We start from the raw sequence: 17,413 nt of genomic DNA on the forward strand, positions 1-17,413 counted from the left end.
CGGCTTCGTGCTGAAGGTTAATTGCGAGGGAGATCAAGCGGCGCGCCGCGTTACCATATCGTGGATCATCGAGTCGGCCAGGCGGAATTGGGCCAGCAGCGTGTGCAGCGCATCCGCCTCATTGGCGAGCCTGAGGCTTGCGGCGGTGCTCTCTTCGACCATCGCGGCATTCTGCTGGGTGGTCTGATCCAGCGAATTGATCGCCGAATTGATTTCTCGAAGGCCGATCGTCTGTTCCTTCGACGCCTTTACGATGGCAGCGACGTTGGTGTTGATATCGGCAACCTGGGTGACGATCTGTTCCAGCGCCTTGCCCGTCTGGCCGACCAGGCCGACACCGTTCTTGACATGCTCGCTCGATGTCGTGATCAACGCCTTGATTTCCTTGGCGGCACTGGCCGAGCGCTGAGCAAGTTCGCGCACTTCCTGCGCCACGACGGCGAAGCCTTTGCCCGCCTCGCCGGCTCGTGCCGCCTCGACACCGGCATTCAGCGCCAGCAGGTTGGTCTGGAAAGCGATATCGTCGATGACCCCTATGATGTTGGTGATCTCGCGTGAGGATTTCTCGATCTGATCCATGGCGGCGACGGCGTTGCGGACTACCGTGCCGGATTCTTCGGCGCCGCGTTTGGTTTCGGCAACGAGACGCCCGGCTTCTTCCGCACGTTGGCTGGAATCGGCGACCGTGGTGGTGATTTCCTCCAGGGCAGCGGCCGTTTCCTCCACCGAGGCGGCCTGCTGCTCGGTACGCCTTGAAAAGGCCTCGGCTGAATCGCCAAGCTCGCGCGAGCCGGCGGCAATGGCGCTGGCATTGTGGCCGACGGTGGTCAGCGTCTCGGAAAGCCTCTCGATCGTTGCGTTGAAATCGTGGCGAAGCTGTTCCATGGAGGGCACGAAGGACCGCTGGAGCGTCTTCGTCAGGTCGCCTTCCGACAGGCTGCGGAGTGCGCCGGCAAGTTCGCTGATGGCGCTCATGCGCGAGGTGACATCGGTCGCGAATTTCACGACCTTGTAGACTCTGCCGTCGGCATCGACGATAGGGTTATAGGCCGCCTGGATCCAGATTTCCTTGCCGCCCTTGCCGTAGCGGACGAATTCGTTGGCGATGAACTCGCCCTGCGCCAGGCGCTGCCAGAAGCGCTTGTATTCCTCGGTGCGGGCATAGGCCGGATCACAGAAAATACTGTGATGCTTGCCGGCGATCTCGCTGGGCGCATAGCCCATGGCGTTGCAGAAATTTTCGTTCGCGGTCAGAATTTCGCCGGTCGGCAGGAATTCGATCACGGCCTGCGAGCGCGAGAGGGCCTGAAGCTTGCCGGCATCGTCGATCGCCTTCTTCTTGGCCTCGGTGACATCGACGGCGAATTTTACGACCTTTACCGGCTTGCCGTTGCGAAAGACGGGGTTGTAAGAGGCCTCTATCCAGATCTCACGATTGCCCTTGGCGAAACGCTTGTAGGTGCCGGCATCATATTCGCCGCGGCCGAGACGCGCCCAGAAATCATGATAGGCAGGGGTTGTCACATAGGCGGGATCGCAGAACATCCGGTGATGATTGCCGACGATTTCCTTCAGCTCATAGCCCAGCGCGCGGCAGAAATTCTCATTTGCGGTCAGTGCTTTACCCTGGAGATCGAATTCAATGATGGCCTGTGATTTGGAAACGGCGGAAAGAATGCGGCTGGCATCGGATGATAGACTGAACATTCCTATTCCCTCTTAGAAAGCTCACGTTTGTCGGGCGTGGATTAATGGCATCGAAGCGGGCCGCCGCGCTCGTCGGCACGCCGAAAACGGCGTTCCGCAAGGGATGGTCGGAATGTAGAGATTGTATTTTCTTTCCTCGCCTCACAATCGATGATGGAGTTGTCTCCCTTAATTTTGAGTAAAAATTAGATAATTAGAAATTATAATTTAAATAAAACATAACTAACTAAAATACTGAAATAATAAAAACCGCCGCGAGAGAACGGCGGTTTCTTAGAAAGACTATGCGGCGAAGTTAAGCTGCAAGTTCGTCTGTTTCGTTTTCCTTGAACATCTTGGCGAGGTTCAGGAAGCAGATCATGCCATTCTCCGTGGCGATGATGCCTTCGCAATAGGCGCGATCGAAGGACGCGGTCACTTCCGGCACCGGCTGTACCTGGTTGGACGCGATCGTCAGGATATCGGAGACGCGATCGACCAGCATGCCGATAACCATGTTATGGACTTCGGCGACGACGATGGCGCTGCGCTCATTGGCGACCGTGCTCTGCATGCCGAGCTTGTAGGCGAGGTCGATGATCGGGATCACCGAGCCGCGCAGGTTCATGACGCCGATGACATCGGCCGGCGCGTGCGGGATCGGCGTCGACGGCGCCCAGCCGCGGATTTCGCGGATCGTGGTGGTCTTGACGCAGAATTCCTGATCATGCAGCCGGAAGGCAATGATCTCCAGAGTATCGCCGCTGAAGCTGGTGGAATTGATCGTGGCCATGAACGTTCTTCCCATTGAACCCGTGACGCCGAATTCGACGTGTTATTGGCACGATAGAGCAAGAAGATTGCTTAAACCTAAATCTATACAAGCAGTTTCGACTGGATAGTCTTACGCCGTATGATGTCGGGAAGGGTCGCCCCGGAAAGGAATGGAGCCCCTTTAAGCGGCTCGGGTCGGGCGATCGAAGATGCGCCGACCGAAGAGGCTTGCCGCCATTTCCACGAGAACACGGGCGCTCTTGCCGCGATCGTCGAGGAACGGGTTGAGCTCCACGAGGTCGAGCGATGAGACGAGGTTGCTGTCGGAGAGCATTTCCATGATCAGATGCGCTTCGCGATAGGTCGCGCCGCCCGGCACGGTGGTTCCGACACCCGGCGCGATATCCGGATCGAGGAAATCGACATCGAAGCTGACATGCAGCAGGCCGTTGGCTTCGCTGACGGTATCGAGCACCTTGCGCATGATGGCGGCGACGCCTTGCTCGTCGAGGGAGCGCATGTCGAAGACGTTGACGCCGTGTTCGCGGATTTCCTCGCGCTCGCGCGGATCGACGGAGCGGATGCCGACCTGGAAGACCTTCGTCGGATCGACCAGCGGCCGCCCGGCTGGCAGAACGTCCTCGATCTCGGCTTCACCACAATAGTAGGCGACGGGCATGCCATGAATATTGCCCGAGGGCGACGTGGCCGGCGAATTGAAATCGGAGTGAGCGTCGAGCCAGAGCACGAAGAGCGGGCGACCGACCTCCGCCGCGTAACGAGCCATGCCGGAGACACTGCCCATGGAGAGGCTGTGGTCGCCGCCCAGGATCAGCGGGAAGCTGCCGGACGATGCGACATCATAGACCTTTGCTTCCAGTGCGCGCGTGAAAGCGCCGACGATCTTCAGATTGTGAGCGTGGGGATGCTCCGGCAAATCCGTGGCCGGCGCCGGGTGCAGGTCGCCGCCATCCGTGACGCGATGGCCAAGTTCGGTCAGTGTGGTTTCGATGCCGGCTATGCGAAGCGCCGTCGGACCCATGCCGGCGCCGCGGCGGCCGGACCCTTCTTCCAGGGGAACGCCGATCAGGGTAACGGGAGTGGATTGCGTATTCATCGGCATTGCTCCGAGGGTTAGAGCGCTTCCGGAAGAGCCACCAGCAGCTTTCCGGAACGGGGTAAAAACACAATGACATAGATCAGATCGGGGCCAGGAAGAGCCGATTGGTCTGAATCATGTTGCCTTGCATTATCAATTGTCTGGATGACAGCAAAAAGATGGAAAATTGTCCAGAATCAACCGGCTTTCGACAGATTGATCAATCCGATTGCGCAGAATGATAAGCCGACGGACAATCTTCATGCGGCGCGGCGCTCGGCAAACCAGTCGACGATAGTCTGCTCTCGCGGGAGAGGTGTTCCTCAATATTCGTGCTCATAGACGACGCCGGCTTCCCCGGCGCCGTCCGAACCTGCCGCGCCGCGCAGCTTCACGCCGCGACCGACATTGAAATTGATGATGGCCTTGGTGTTGTTGGAGGCGCCCTGCTGCAACTCGATATAGGTGCGTTTGTTCAGGTACTTGCCGGCACCGACCTGTGCCTGGCCGTTCGCATCCGTCGAGATGTCCAGATCGTCGACGCCGAGATGGCTGCGCAGGCCTTCGAAGAGCGAGGTCGAACGTCCGCCGGCCAGCTGACTGGCGGCATCGGCAAGCTGGGCGATCTGCATGGCTGAAAGCTTCGACATGGACTGGCCGAAGATCAGCTGCGCGAGAACCTCGTCCTGCGGCAAAGCCGGTGAAGACGAGAAGCCGATCTGCGGGTCGGTCGCCAGACCGGTGACATCGACCGTTATGGTGGTGGAGCCTGCCGTCGACGTCGCTTCCATGTTGAGCGCCGGGGTGAGATCTCCGCCGAAGGTGATCTTGCTGGTATCGGTGAAATCCAGCCGGCGGCTCAAAATGGTCAGGCGCCCGCGCCTCATGGTGAAACCGCCGGATACCACGGGTTCTGCTGCCGTGCCGCGCACCGTGATGTTGCCGCCGAGTTCGGCATCGATGCCGCGGCCGCGCACGAAAATCTGCGAGGGGGCATCGAGCTGCAGATCAATGCCGAGCGTGGTCGATTTGCTGCGCGGCGCCTCCGGCTTCTGGTCCTTGAACTGGGCATTGACCGCAGCCGGGGCATTCTTGTGCTTGATGTTGATCTCCGAGAGCGAGGCCGGCAGTTTCTGCGGCACGGTGATCGATGCCTTATTGATCCTAAGATTGCCCGTCAGCATCGGCGCGGTCATCAGCGGTCCCTTGATGCCGAGCGTGCCGTTGACGGTCGCGGTAACGAGGGTTCCGTCGACATAGGTCGCGTTGTTGAACTTCATCTGGATATCGGCTGGAAAGCCGCTATCCGGGGTAATGCCGACTGTGCCGCTGCCGGAGATGCTGCCGCCGCTGGTGAGATTGCCGCTCAGCCGTGAGATGACGGCTTGCCTGCCGTCGAGCGCAACAGTGACCGCAAGGCCGCTGAGCGTGAGGTTTCGCCGAACATCGACCAGCTTGGCGCCGTCGGTGGTAATCGTGCCTGATATGGCGGGTGCCGCCGTCGTGCCGCCGATCTGCATGTCGATTTTCGCTGTACCCGTCATGACCAGGCCCTGGGCGGCCAGCTGGCCTGCCAAAGCGTCGAACGGCAGATTACCGGCAAACTTCAGCGCCATCGCCTTGTTGCCGGCAATGGCGACGGTGCCGCCGCCATTCAGTGCCAAGCCGCTCTGGCCGGTCAGGTTGGTGTTGATGGTGACGACATTGTCGGCGAACTTGCCGTCGGCCTTGATGCCGAGCTGTGCGAGGCCGGCGGATTTCGTCTGGCTTGTTGCCGCGCCCGACCAGTTGGTCTGGAAGACAACGGCGGGCGAGGTCGCCTTGCCGGTGACCGCCACCGTGCCCGAGATGACGCCCTCCGCCGCCAGCGTCGGCGCAAAGACGTTGGCGAGGCTTGCGGGCAGGTTGGCGATCTTCGCATTGATGTTCAGGGCTTGCCCGGCAGTGCCGTCGACAGTCACCGAACCGCCACCGGTCTGAAGGGTCAGGCCGTTCATCGAGGCGATGCCGTCCTTGATGACGATCTTCGTCGGCGATGCGAGCTTCACCGGTATCGTGCGCGGCGCGCCGGCGAACGAATCAAGATTGACCGTCGTCTGACCGCCGGCCGTCTCGACGCTGCCATGTGTCGTCAGCGGCGCGTTGTCATAGGCCGATTTCAGATCGAAATCCGTGCGGCTGCCCTGCTGGGTGAAGGTCAGATTGAGTTCGGCGATGCGGTTGGCGCCGGAGGCGATCGTATCGGCGCGGATGCTGCCATTGGCGGAGAAGGCCCTGAGATCGTCGACGGCAAGCGCCACGGCCGGCTTGCCGATGACGAGATCGTCGCGGCGGATACCATTGCCATTGGCGTTGACCTTCAGGCCGATCTTGCCGTTGGTGCTGGCGATATCAAGCGAGCCCTTGAGGTCACCCTCGGCCTTCTGTCCGGCAAGCGCGGCCAGCAGGCTGAGATCCGGCAGGTCGAAGGTCAGCGCGCCGGTGGGCTCGAAGCTCGGCGACAGATCCAGCTTGCCCTGCAGCTTGTTGGTTCCGATTTCGGCTGCCAGTGACGGGATGCTGGTGCGGCCATCCTTGGAAACGGCGTCCGCGGTGATACGGATCGGCTTGCCGTCGATCGCCCCATTTGCCTGGATGTTTGCCTGCGGCGCCTTGGGATCGGCGGTGCCGGTCACGCCGATATCAAGCGTATCGAGCAGCCGTCCCGCCAATTTGACATTGACAGCCTTGACGGTCGCGTCGATGCCGATCGCGCTCAATGGCCCCTTGGCCTTGAGACCGATATCGGCCTGTCCTTGCGCGTTCGGGACGAGCTTGGAAAGGTCGAGCACCTTGCCGGATAGATCTGTGGTCAGCGATTGGTCGTTGAGCGCGACATTGCCATTGATTTCGGCGACATTGGATTTCACCGCAAGATTGGAGAGCGTCATCTTGGTGGGCACCGTGCCGGCGACCTGGCCTTCCAGCGAGATCGTGCCCTCGAACTTGTTCGAGACACCATCCGGTAGAACTCCGGGCAGGGCGAAGAGCTTGAAATTGCCAGTCAGCGTCTTCGACGACAGCGTATATTTGCCGTTGACGGTGCCGCCGATGCTGGCGCTTTCCAATGTCGTATTGTTGAAGCCGATCGTGTCGGGCGAGAGCTGCAGCGGCGCGGTTAGAGCAATCGGCGCGCGGATCAGACGATTGAGGTCGGAGCTTACGAAAGCCGTCTGACCAACGACGAGGCGAAGCTGCAGTGGGCCGGACATGCCGGTGAGGTTGAAGGCATCGCTTCGGGCACTGAGATTGATCTGTCCGATATTGCCCTGCGGGGTACTGGCGCTGTCGAGTGCTGCCTTGGCATCGATCTTCACCGATTGGGCAGCACCCGTCAGCGCGATGTCGACCCGCGAGATCAGGGCGCGGGCCTCGCCATTTTCCATGGGCCACCGGAAATCGACGGGGCCGGAGGTGCCGATCAGATTGGCATTGAGGCTGTTGTTGCCGGCGGGATCGAGCGTGCCCGATGCGGCAAGCACGGCGCTGCCGGTGGCGAGATTACCGGTCTGGATATCGATCTTGCCCTTGCCGTCGAAGGTCGCGGAAAGATCGATGGTGGTCTGGCCGGCAAAGAGCGCCCGCATGGTCGGCGGCAGGAGTGAATCGACATCGCCACCGCCTTTGACGTCGATGTGGTGCAGGCCGTCGTTTGAGAGGCTGTGGTGACCGCTGATGGCGACGGTCGGCTTGCCGTCGAGGGCTGCCTGCAGCTTGCCGGCCCAGTTGGAAAGGGGGCCGTCGCCGGAAAGGTCGATGTTGACGGCCGGACCGCCCGGCAGGTGCAGCAGCCCGGCCAGCATGCCGTCGCGCGGCTCGGAAATCTGCGTCTTCAGTTTCAGCTTGTTGTCGGCCGGCGCAAAGGCGATATCGGCGGAAAGCTTGGCATCGGGCACGTCATGGCGGCTGGCATTGATCATGAGCCCCATACTACTGCTGTTTGCCTTGACGCTGCCGTCGGCGGCCAGAACAAAGTCCTGTCCGGCAACGGCCTGTCCGACGCGAAGATCAGGCAGGGCGATGGCGCCGATATCGATGGCGATGGGCAGGGAGAAACCGCTGGAGCTTGCCGGCTGCGTTGCCGGTGCGGGTGCGACCGTCGAAACCGGCAGCCGTTCGAAATCGACGACATCGGCTGCGACGCGATCGGCATGGAAAGTGCCTCTTAGCAAGGATAGCGGAGACCAGTCGATGGCAAGGTTCTGCACCTTGGCATAGGGGCCTTTCGTGTCGGATACAGTGATCGAACCGACCCTCAGATTGCCGTTCAGCAGTCCCGAGGGCGCGACGATGGCGATGGTGCGATCCGGCGTAGATGCGAGCTTTGCCACCTGATCGACGGCATAACCGGTTACGGAGGGTACCAAGCCGACGACGAGCACAGCCGCGATCACGAGCAAGAGGATCGCTACGACCGCATAGGCGATCCAGCGCACCAATTGCCCGAGAATTCGAATCAATATGCTCATGAAAGCGACAGTAGCCTCAATTTCGTAACCGTGTGCTGAAAGGCCCGCGACAACTCTGCGGTTTATCAGAAGGCCTGTCCGATGCCGGCATAGATGCCATAAGATGTGCCATTGTCATATTTCTTCAACGGCACGGCGACATCGAGCCTGATCGGACCGAAGGGCGTAGCGTAGCGCAAGCCCACGCCGGCGCCAATGCGCAGATCGGACGCGTCGGGCAAGACGCTGTCGGTAACGCTGCCCATATCGACGAAAGGTACGATGCCGATCGTATCGGTGATCTTCACCCGCGCTTCGAAAGAGGCGGTCACATAGGAACGTCCGCCCGTTTCGTCCCCACGGGAGTTGTAAGGCGAGATTTCCTGATAGCTGTAGCCGCGCACCGAGCCGCCGCCGCCGGCATAGAAACGCCGGGTGGCAGGAATGTCCTCAATGCTGTTTGCACCCAGCAGCGAGCCCGCGGCAAGCTTGCCGGCGAAGACCACGTTGTTGTTGGCGCCTATGCCCTTGTAACCGGTGATCGAGCCCTCGAAGGAGCTGAAAACCGTGCCGCCCATTGCCTCATAGCTCGGCTTGGCGCCGATGGAGGCACGATAGCCTTCGGTAGGGTCCAGCTTGTTGTCGCGCGTATCGCGGACATATTCGAGTGGGATCGCGACCGTCAGATAATTCTGCTTTCCGAAGGCGTCGGTCGTGTCCTTTTCGTAGGACACTTCGCCACCAGCGGAAACGGTATCCTGATCGTTGATTTCGTAGGCGAGACCGGCGCTCGCCGTGGCGGTATCAGCGTCGTAGGCGTCCGGATGAAGGCTCTGCACCTTGAAGCCCGCCGTGAAGGTCGCCGAGGGGTAGAAGGTGGCCGGCCGGACATAGGTAATACCTGCGGTGTAATCCAGCTTGCCGACATCCGTGGTCTCGCCGATGCGCGAGACAGATCCCTCGATACGCAGTGAATCCGCGCGCCCCGTCAGGTTGCGGTGGCCCCAATAGCCCTGCAGGCCAAAACCGTCGATGGTGGAATATTGTGCGCCGACACCGAAGAAGCGCTGCTTGCCTTCCGACACCTCGATGGTCGTCGGGATGCTGCCATCCGGCGCGAGCTTGTCCGCCTCGCGGATGGTGACGCTGGAAAAGACGCCGAGCTTTCTCAGGCGATCCGAGGCTTTCTTCAGCTCGTCGGGCGAGTAGGGCTTGCCTTCGTTGATGCGGGCATAGCGCTTGATGAAATCCGGATCGACCGATTTTTGGCCGGTGACGCCGACATTGCCGAAGGGAGCGACGGGACCGCTTTCGACCTTCAGCGAGACATCGACGGTATTGGTCGAATGATCGGCGACGACTTCGCGTTTGTCGAGCTTGGCAAGCGGATGACCCTCGTTCTTGAAGTCGGCGACCATCTTGTCACCTGCCTTCAGAATGGTCAGCGAGCCGGCATCGCCGCCGCGCACGAGGCCATAATTTGCCGGATCGAGCCTCGCGGCGTCGCCGAGCAGATTGATCCTGCCGAGTTTGAAGACCGGGCCGGGATCGACGCTGATCGTGACCGCAACAGGCTTGGTGCGGCTGAAGGTCGGTGTCGGCGGCAAAGCATCGAGGGGGGTGCCGTTGACGGTGATGTTGACCACGCCGCCATAACGGGCTTTTTCATAAAGTGTGGCTATCAGGCGATCGCGGTCATCACGCGCCTTCACGACGACGCCAAGGTCGCCGGATACGGGCTTCTTTTCATCGGAAACCAGCATCGAGCTATCGCTCAATGCGTCCTTGAGATCCTTGTCGAGATTGTCCGCCTTGAAATCGACCGTGTAGCGGACGGGATCGGAAACCTGATCCGCCGTTTCGTCTTCACCCCAGAGCTTGATGCCAAAGAGTTTGAATGCAAATGCATTTTGGGCGCACACCGGACCGAGCGCCAGCACTGCCGCAACCGCTGCCACGGTTCCTGCCTGCCGATACGCAATACTCTTTCTCGGTTCAGTTCTTTTATGCATACGCCGCTTTACGGTTACATGAGAACTTACTCAGTTTGACGTTTCCCGGGGGTTAACGCGCGGCCACCATAGAGGCAAAAGTCTCTTAGGTGTACCGTTTTGGAGTCAAAAACCGGGAAAATATGCCCATTAATGCGTGAAACGCTGAGGTTCTTGCCCGAGTTCTCATATATTCGAGTGGCCTGAAAAACACCCTCCTTTGGTTGTCAAAGCCATGCGACAACCAGGTCTCGCCGCGCTGTCAAAGACATTTGCCGCCCGAATAAAAAATCCCGGACTTGCGGCCCGGGATCTTCGAAATTCGATAAAAGACCGATCAATAGCCGCCGTAGCCGCCGCCATAACCACCGCGATAGCCGCCGCGCGGGCAATCGTCGATGTAGCGACGTCCGTAACGATCGCGGTAGTAGCACTGGCCGGGCTGTTCCTGGACGCTGCCGATGACGGCGCCAGAGACGCCACCGATCGCTGCGCCGACTGCCGCGCCACGGACGTTGCCGGTGACTGCGCCGCCGATGATTGCGCCGGATGCTGCGCCGATGCCTGCGCCCTGTTCGGTCGGCGTGCAGCTTGCGATAGACAAGCCGACCAATGCGAGCATAAGAACTTTCTTCATTTACTCTCTCCAACGTTAGTTAAGCCGAACCCGGCCAACGTCGTCCCAATTCTTCAGCTCCACCACGATGGGCTGTCTTTACAGTCCTGCAACGATAGAAAATATCGTGCAAAATATGATTGTCTATTGGTGGATAGCAGTTTTTTTATTGCTGAGAAAAGGCGGCATCCCGTCTGGAGAAGAAAACAGTTGGCCGCGAGGCAGAAAATCCATCTCCTCTCTAAAGTAGAGGTTGATTGGATTGCGAAAAAGTCAAATGATGCTCCTTGCCTCTGGAGGAGAGGCGAGGAGGAAAATATGGCAAAAGTGACTTTGACGGTGAACGGCCGTTCGGTCAGCGGCGAGTGCGAGGATCGCACGCTGCTTGTCCATTTCATCAGGGAAAAACTCGGACTGACCGGAACCCATGTCGGCTGCGACACCAGCCAGTGCGGCGCCTGCGTCGTGCACATGGACGGCAAGTCGGTGAAGAGCTGTTCCATCCTGGCCGTTCAGGCTTCCGGCTCCAAGATCACAACCATCGAGGGTCTGGCCGCCAATGGCGAGCTGCATCCGGTTCAGGCCGCCTTCAAGGAGCATCATGGCCTGCAATGCGGCTTCTGCACGCCGGGCATGGTGATGACATCGGTCGACATGATCAATCGCCATGGCGGCAAGCTGGATGAGAAGACGGTGCGCAGCGAGCTTGAAGGCAATATCTGTCGATGCACCGGCTATCACAACATCGTCAAGGCGGTGCTTTCAGCCAATGCCGCAATGAACGCCGCAAGCCAAGCGGCCGAATAAATTCCACCGAGATCGTCTGGCTAAACGCTTGGACTGTGATCTTGGCGGATTGCCGGGCCCGGAACCCCAATGGAGGATGTGATGGGCGTTGAAGGCATTGGTGCGCGCGTGGCGCGCAAGGAAGACAAGCGATTTCTGACGGGCAAGGGGCGATACACCGACGATATGGTGACGCCGGGCATGAAATATGCCTATTTCGTCCGTAGCCCGCATGCGCATGCGAAGATCAAGAGCATCGATGCGTCGGCGGCACTTTCCATGCCGGGCGTGATCGGGGTGCTCGACGGCAAGCAGCTGCTTGATGATGGCATCGGCAATCTGATCTGCGGCTGGATGATCCATTCCCGCGACGGCTCGCCCATGAAGATGGGCGCCTGGCGGCCGCTGGCGGTCGATACCGTCCGCTATGTCGGCGATGCCGTCGCGATCGTCGTTGCCGATAGTCTTGGCGAGGCACGCGATGCGGCTGAAGCCGTAACGGTCGATTATGAGGAGCTACCTGCCGTCGTCGAGGCGGTTGACGCGCTGAAAGCCGGCGCACCGCAGATCCATCCAGAAGCGGCAAACAACCTGATTTTCGACTGGGAGCTTGGCGACGCGGCAGCGACCGACAAGGCGATCGCCGAGGCAGCCCATGTCACCGAAATCGAGATTCATAACAACAGGCTTTCGCCGAATGCCATGGAGCCGCGCGCCACGCTCGGCATCTATGATGCCGCCGAGGACCATTATACCTGCTACACCACAAGCCAGAACCCGCATGTGGCCCGGCTCGTCATGAGCGCCTTCTATAATGTCGCGCCGGAAAACAAGCTGCGCGTCATCGCGCCGGATGTCGGGGGCGGCTTCGGTTCGAAGATCTATATCTATCCGGAAGAGATTGTCTGTCTCTGGGCATCGAAGAAGACCGGCGTCCCTGTGAAATGGACGGCTGACCGCACGGAAGCTTTCCTCACCGACGCGCATGGCCGCGACCATGTTTCCAAGGTCAAGATGGCTTTCGATGCGCAAAACCGCATAACGGCACTGAAGGTCGATACGATCGCCAATCTCGGTGCCTATATGTCGCTCTTTTCCTCAGCCGTGCCAACCTATCTCTATGCGACGCTGCTGTCGGGCCAATATGCCATTCCGGCGATCCATGCCAATGTCCGCACGGTTTATACCAATACCGTGCCGGTCGACGCCTATCGCGGGGCAGGGCGGCCGGAGGCGACCTATCTGCTCGAGCGCACGGTGGAAACGGCGGCGCGCGAACTCGGCGTCTCACCGGCGGAGCTGAGAAGGATCAACTTTATCCGCTCCTTCCCGTATCAGACGCCCGTCATCATGAATTACGACGCGGGCGACTATGAGGCTTCGCTCAACGCCGCCATGCAGCAGGCGGATTGGGCCGGCTTCCCGGCCCGCAAGGCAGAGGCCGCCCGTCGCGGCATGAAGCGTGGCATTGGCATGAGCTGCTACATCGAGGCTTGCGGCATTGCGCCGTCGCAGGCCGTCGGGTCGCTCGGAGCAGGCGTTGGCCTTTGGGAGTCGGCTGAAGTGCGGGTGAATGCGGTCGGGACCATCGAAGTGCTCACCGGCTCGCACAGCCATGGGCAGGGGCATGAGACGACCTTCGCGCAGCTCGTCGCCGACCGGCTCGGTGTACCGATCGACAGCGTTTCCATCGTTCATGGCGATACCGACAAGGTGCAGATGGGTATGGGCACCTATGGTTCCCGCTCGGGCGCCGTCGGCATGTCCGCCGTCGTCAAGGCGCTCGACAAGGTCGAGGCGAAGGCAAAGAAGATCGCCGCGCATCTGATGGAGGCGGACGAAAGCGATATCGTCATCGAGAATGGTGAGGTAAAGGTGGCGGGCACCGACAAGGCGCTGCCCTGGTTCCAGGTGGCGCTCGCCTCCTATACCGCCCACAATCTGCCCGCCGGCATGGAGCCGGGCCTGAAAGAAACCGCCTTCTACGATCCGGCGAACTTCACCTTCCCCGCCGGTTGCTACATCTGCGAGGTCGAGGTCGATCCGGAAACCGGCAAGACCGAGATCGTGCAGTTCGTCGCGGCCGACGACTTCGGCAATATCATCAATCCGATGATTGTCGAGGGACAGGTGCATGGCGGCATCGCGCAGGGAATCGGTCAGGCGCTTCTGGAAGGCGTGCATTACGATGAGAGCGGCCAGCTGCTGACGGCGAGTTTCATGGATTACACCATGCCGCGCGCCGACGATCTGCCGTCCTTCCAGCTTTCGCATCAGAACACGCCGTGTCCGAACAATCCCCTGGGGATCAAGGGATGCGGCGAGGCGGGCGCCATCGGCTCACCGCCGGCGCTGATCAACGCCATTACTGATGCCATCGGCAACAACAGGCTGAACATGCCGGCGACCCCGCTCAAGGTGTGGGAAGCGGCGCGGGCTACGGCCTGAGGCAAGAGGAGGATAGGACTATGTATGCAACGAATTACCATCGCGCCTCCTCGGTCGACGAAGCCGTCAAGCTTCTGTCCAATACCGATGAAGGCAAATATGTCTCCGGCGGGATGACGCTGATCGCCACCATGAAGCAGCGCCTGGCGTCGCCGAGCGATCTCGTCGATCTCAGGCATATTCCCTCGATCAAGGGGATTCGCGTCGATGGCCGAAGGGTCACGATCGGCGCGGCGACAACCCATGCGGAGGTCGCCTCTTCTGCTGCGATCCGCGCGGTCTGTCCGGCGCTCTGCGACCTTGCCGGCATGATCGGCGATCCACATGTCCGGCATATGGGGACGATCGGCGGCTCCATCGCCAACAATGATCCGGCGGCGGATTACCCCTCGGCGATGTTGGCGCTGAACGCCACCATCGTCACCGACCGTCGTCAGATCGCGGCCGACGACTTCTTCCAGGGTCTGTTCGAGACGGCGCTGGAAGGGGCGGAGCTCGTTACCTCCATCGCCTTCGACGCGCCGGAGCGGGCAGGCTATGCCAAGTTCCCCAACCCCGCTTCGCGCTATGCGATGACGGGTGTCTTCGTCGCCAAGGGGGCAGGTGGCGTGCGCGTTGCCGTCACCGGTGCCGGTGCGGATGGCGTGTTCCGCCATGCCGAACTGGAGCAGGCGCTTGCGGCGAACTGGCTGCCGGACGCTGTTACGGGCGTAACGGTCGATCCGTCATCGTTACTGTCAGACCTGCATGCAACGGCGGAATACCGCGCCAACCTGGTTAAGGTCATGGCCAAGCGCGCCGTGGCTGCCGGCTAGATTCGCCATAAGCAAGCCCGGAGCGGCGGGGGTTTACCCTCCGCTCCGGAGAGAGTGTTTCCAGCACAGTTTCGATTGTCAAATTGATGTGATTGGCTATTCTTGTCTGGAATTGTTCAAAATTAGGGGCCATTTGCCGCAGCGGGCGCGAAAGCAATGCGGAGGGGTTGACGTGTGATCCGGCATTCTCGAAAACGGTCGCACGGTACTGGAGCATATGATGGATTTCGAAGCATTTTTTAAGGGCGAGCTGGAAGGTCTTCACAATGAAGGTCGCTACCGGATCTTCGCAGATCTGGAACGCCGTAGTGGCAATTTCCCCCGCGCTATCAGGCATACCCCGAACGGCCCGCAGGAAGTGACCGTCTGGTGCTCCAACGACTATCTTGGCATGGGCCAGCATCCGAAAGTGATCGAGGCGATGAAGCAAGCGATCGATCACTGTGGCGCGGGTGCGGGAGGCACCCGGAATATTTCTGGCACCAACCACTACCATGTTCTGCTCGAGCAGGAGCTTGCCGATCTCCACGGCAAGGAATCCGCGCTGATCTTCACCTCGGGCTACATCTCCAACTGGGCGACGCTCGGTACGCTCGGCGCGCGCATTCCCGGCCTCATCATCTTCTCGGATGCGCTCAACCACGCATCGATGATCGAAGGCATTCGCTATGCGAAGTGCGACAAGGTCATCTGGAAGCATAACGACCTGCACGATCTTGAAGCCAAGCTGAAGGCTGCCGATCCCAAGGCGCCGAAGCTGATCGCTTTCGAGAGCGTCTATTCCATGGATGGCGATATCGCCCCCATCAAGGAAATCTGCGATCTTGCCGACAAGTATGGCGCGATGACCTATCTCGATGAAGTGCATGCCGTCGGCATGTACGGCCCGCGCGGCGGCGGCATTGCCGAGCGCGAGGGACTGATGGATCGTCTGACCGTCATCGAAGGCACGCTCGGCAAGGCCTTCGGCGTCATGGGCGGCTATATTGCTGCTTCGACCGCGCTCTGTGATTTCATCCGGTCGTTTGCATCAGGCTTCATCTTCACGACGTCGCTGCCGCCGGCTCTGGCCGCGGGCGCCGTCGCCTCCATCCAGCATCTGAAGGTCAGCCAGTTCGAACGCATGCGCCATCAGGATCGCGTGCGCAAGCTGCGTGCGCAGCTCGATGCGGCTGGCATTCCGCACATGCCGAACCCGAGCCACGTCGTGCCGGTCATGGTCGGCGATGCCGCCAAGTGCAAGTGGATTTCCGATCTGCTGCTCGACGCCGGCGTCTATGTCCAGCCGATCAATTATCCGACAGTGCCGAAGAAGACCGAGCGCCTGCGCATCACGCCGACGCCACTGCATTCGGATGGTGATATCGAGCAGCTGGTCGGTGCGCTGCATGCGCTCTGGTCACGCTGCGCGCTGGCGCGGGCGGTCGCGTAAGGGACGGCTTCCGCTTTCGACAGGGCCACTATGGGCTTCTGCCAAGCCGCCATAAATTGTAAGCTTATACTTACGCAGCTTTTTCCCGCTGGGCGATGAGCACTGCGGCACGGCCGCGCGCCTCGGCGTCGGCGGCAAAGACGGCATCCATGGTTTCGGCGCTGCCGGTTGCTATCATCTCCTCCATGACGGCTTCGGCGACATCGGCCATTTCGAGGAAGCCGATGCGGCCGTCGACGAAGGCGTGGAAGGCGATCTCCTCGGCGGCGTTCATGACGGCGCCCTGCAGGCCGCCGCGCTCCAGGGCCGTGCGGGCAAGGCGCAGCGCCGGGAAGCGAATCTCATCCGGCGCCTCGAAATCCAGCCGCGCGAGCTTGGCGAAATCCAGCCGGTCGACGCTGAGCTTGGCGCGGGCGGGATAGGTCAGCGCATAGCCGATGGCGGTGCGCATGTCGGGACAGCCGAGCTGCGCCAGAATGGAGCCGTCTGTATAGCCGACCATCGAGTGAATGACGGATTGCGGGTGGACCACGACCTCGATCTGATCGGGGCGCACATTGAACAGGTGCTTGGCCTCGATCATTTCAAGCGCCTTGTTGAACATGGAGGCGCTGCCGATCGAGATCTTGAAGCCCATCGACCAGTTGGGATGGGCACGCGCGATTGCCGGCGTGACATTGGCCATTTGCTCGCGCGTCCAGGTGCGGAAGGGGCCGCCCGATGCGGTCAGGATGATGCGCTCCACCGCATGCTGCTGGTCGTCTTCCAGCGCCTGGAAAATGGCGCTGTGTTCGCTATCGACTGGGATCAGCCGGCCACCGCCTTCGGCAACGGCGCGCACGAAGAGATCGCCCGCGGAGACGAGACATTCCTTGTTGGCAAGCGCGATATCGGCGCCGCGGCGCGCGGCTGCCAGCGTCGGCGCAAGACCGGCTGTGCCGACGATCGCCGCCATCGCCCAGTCCGAGGGCATGGAAGCGGCTTCGATCAAGGCATTCTTGCCGGCGCCGACGGCAATGCCGGTGCCTGCAAGCGCATCCTTCAGCTCCTGATAGCGCTCTTCATTGGCCGTCACGGCAAAGGCGGCGCCGCAGGCCTTGGCCTGCTCGGCCAGCAGCTCGATATTGTCATGCCCGGTGATGGCGGCGATATCGAAGGCCTCACGTCCGCCCAGCTGGGCGATGACGTCGAGCGTATTCTGGCCGATGGAGCCGGTCGAACCCAATATCGTCAGGCGACGACGCGCCGTGCTGCCGGTGTTCATTCAGGTATCCGCATT

11 protein-coding genes are annotated in these 17,413 nt (G+C 60.7%); 4 read left to right on the forward strand and 7 right to left on the reverse strand.

Features of this window, described 5'->3' with window-relative positions:
• Window positions 1-33 precede the first annotated feature (33 nt).
• The 6 genes from PH562_RS18660 to PH562_RS18685 all read right to left on the reverse strand — a co-directional run bounded on the left by PH562_RS18660 (window position 34) and on the right by PH562_RS18685 (window position 10,674).
• Window positions 34-1,707: a methyl-accepting chemotaxis protein gene (locus PH562_RS18660; RefSeq protein ID WP_113231562.1), complete on the reverse strand. Its 1,674-nt coding sequence runs from the start codon at window positions 1,705-1,707 to the stop codon at window positions 34-36.
• Between the two features lie 295 nt (window positions 1,708-2,002).
• The gene (locus PH562_RS18665; protein ID WP_113231563.1) at window positions 2,003-2,479 is read right to left on the reverse strand and encodes a chemotaxis protein CheW; all 477 of its coding nucleotides are present in this window, start codon (window positions 2,477-2,479) and stop codon (window positions 2,003-2,005) included.
• 162 nt (window positions 2,480-2,641) lie between these two features.
• Window positions 2,642-3,577 (reverse strand): arginase, encoded by a 936-nt coding sequence (gene rocF, locus PH562_RS18670; RefSeq protein ID WP_285174620.1) that lies wholly within the window; start codon window positions 3,575-3,577, stop codon window positions 2,642-2,644.
• A gap of 305 nt (window positions 3,578-3,882) precedes the next feature.
• A complete protein-coding gene (locus PH562_RS18675) occupies window positions 3,883-8,067 on the reverse strand; it encodes a translocation/assembly module TamB domain-containing protein (protein ID WP_285174622.1) in 4,185 nt (1,394 codons plus the stop codon).
• Between the two features lie 65 nt (window positions 8,068-8,132).
• Entirely contained in the window at window positions 8,133-10,058 is a 1,926-nt protein-coding gene (locus PH562_RS18680; RefSeq protein WP_285174624.1) for an autotransporter assembly complex protein TamA, read from the reverse strand.
• Window positions 10,059-10,374: 316 nt separating this feature from the next.
• Complete coding sequence (locus PH562_RS18685; protein ID WP_069612891.1) at window positions 10,375-10,674, reverse strand: glycine zipper domain-containing protein; 300 nt, start codon at window positions 10,672-10,674, stop codon at window positions 10,375-10,377.
• 297 nt (window positions 10,675-10,971) lie between these two features.
• Between PH562_RS18685 and PH562_RS18690 the strand changes: the two genes are divergently transcribed.
• From PH562_RS18690 to hemA, 4 genes are all read left to right on the forward strand, one after another.
• Window positions 10,972-11,460, forward strand: a complete 489-nt coding sequence (locus PH562_RS18690) for a (2Fe-2S)-binding protein (RefSeq protein ID WP_113231566.1) — start codon at window positions 10,972-10,974, stop codon at window positions 11,458-11,460.
• An 81-nt stretch (window positions 11,461-11,541) separates the two neighbouring features.
• A complete protein-coding gene (locus tag PH562_RS18695; RefSeq protein ID WP_285174626.1) occupies window positions 11,542-13,887 on the forward strand; it encodes a xanthine dehydrogenase family protein molybdopterin-binding subunit in 2,346 nt (781 codons plus the stop codon).
• Window positions 13,888-13,907: 20 nt separating this feature from the next.
• Complete coding sequence (locus PH562_RS18700; protein WP_285174628.1) at window positions 13,908-14,702, forward strand: FAD binding domain-containing protein; 795 nt, start codon at window positions 13,908-13,910, stop codon at window positions 14,700-14,702.
• Between the two features lie 220 nt (window positions 14,703-14,922).
• Window positions 14,923-16,134, forward strand: coding sequence for a 5-aminolevulinate synthase (gene hemA / locus PH562_RS18705; protein ID WP_015341358.1), 1,212 nt, complete (start codon window positions 14,923-14,925; stop codon window positions 16,132-16,134).
• 70 nt (window positions 16,135-16,204) lie between these two features.
• Here the strand turns inward: hemA and dxr are convergent, their stop codons facing one another.
• A complete protein-coding gene (gene dxr / locus PH562_RS18710; protein ID WP_285174633.1) occupies window positions 16,205-17,398 on the reverse strand; it encodes a 1-deoxy-D-xylulose-5-phosphate reductoisomerase in 1,194 nt (397 codons plus the stop codon).
• Window positions 17,399-17,413 lie beyond the last annotated feature (15 nt).

The organism is Rhizobium centroccidentale (assembly GCF_030182565.1).
Classification (GTDB): domain Bacteria; phylum Pseudomonadota; class Alphaproteobacteria; order Rhizobiales; family Rhizobiaceae; genus Rhizobium.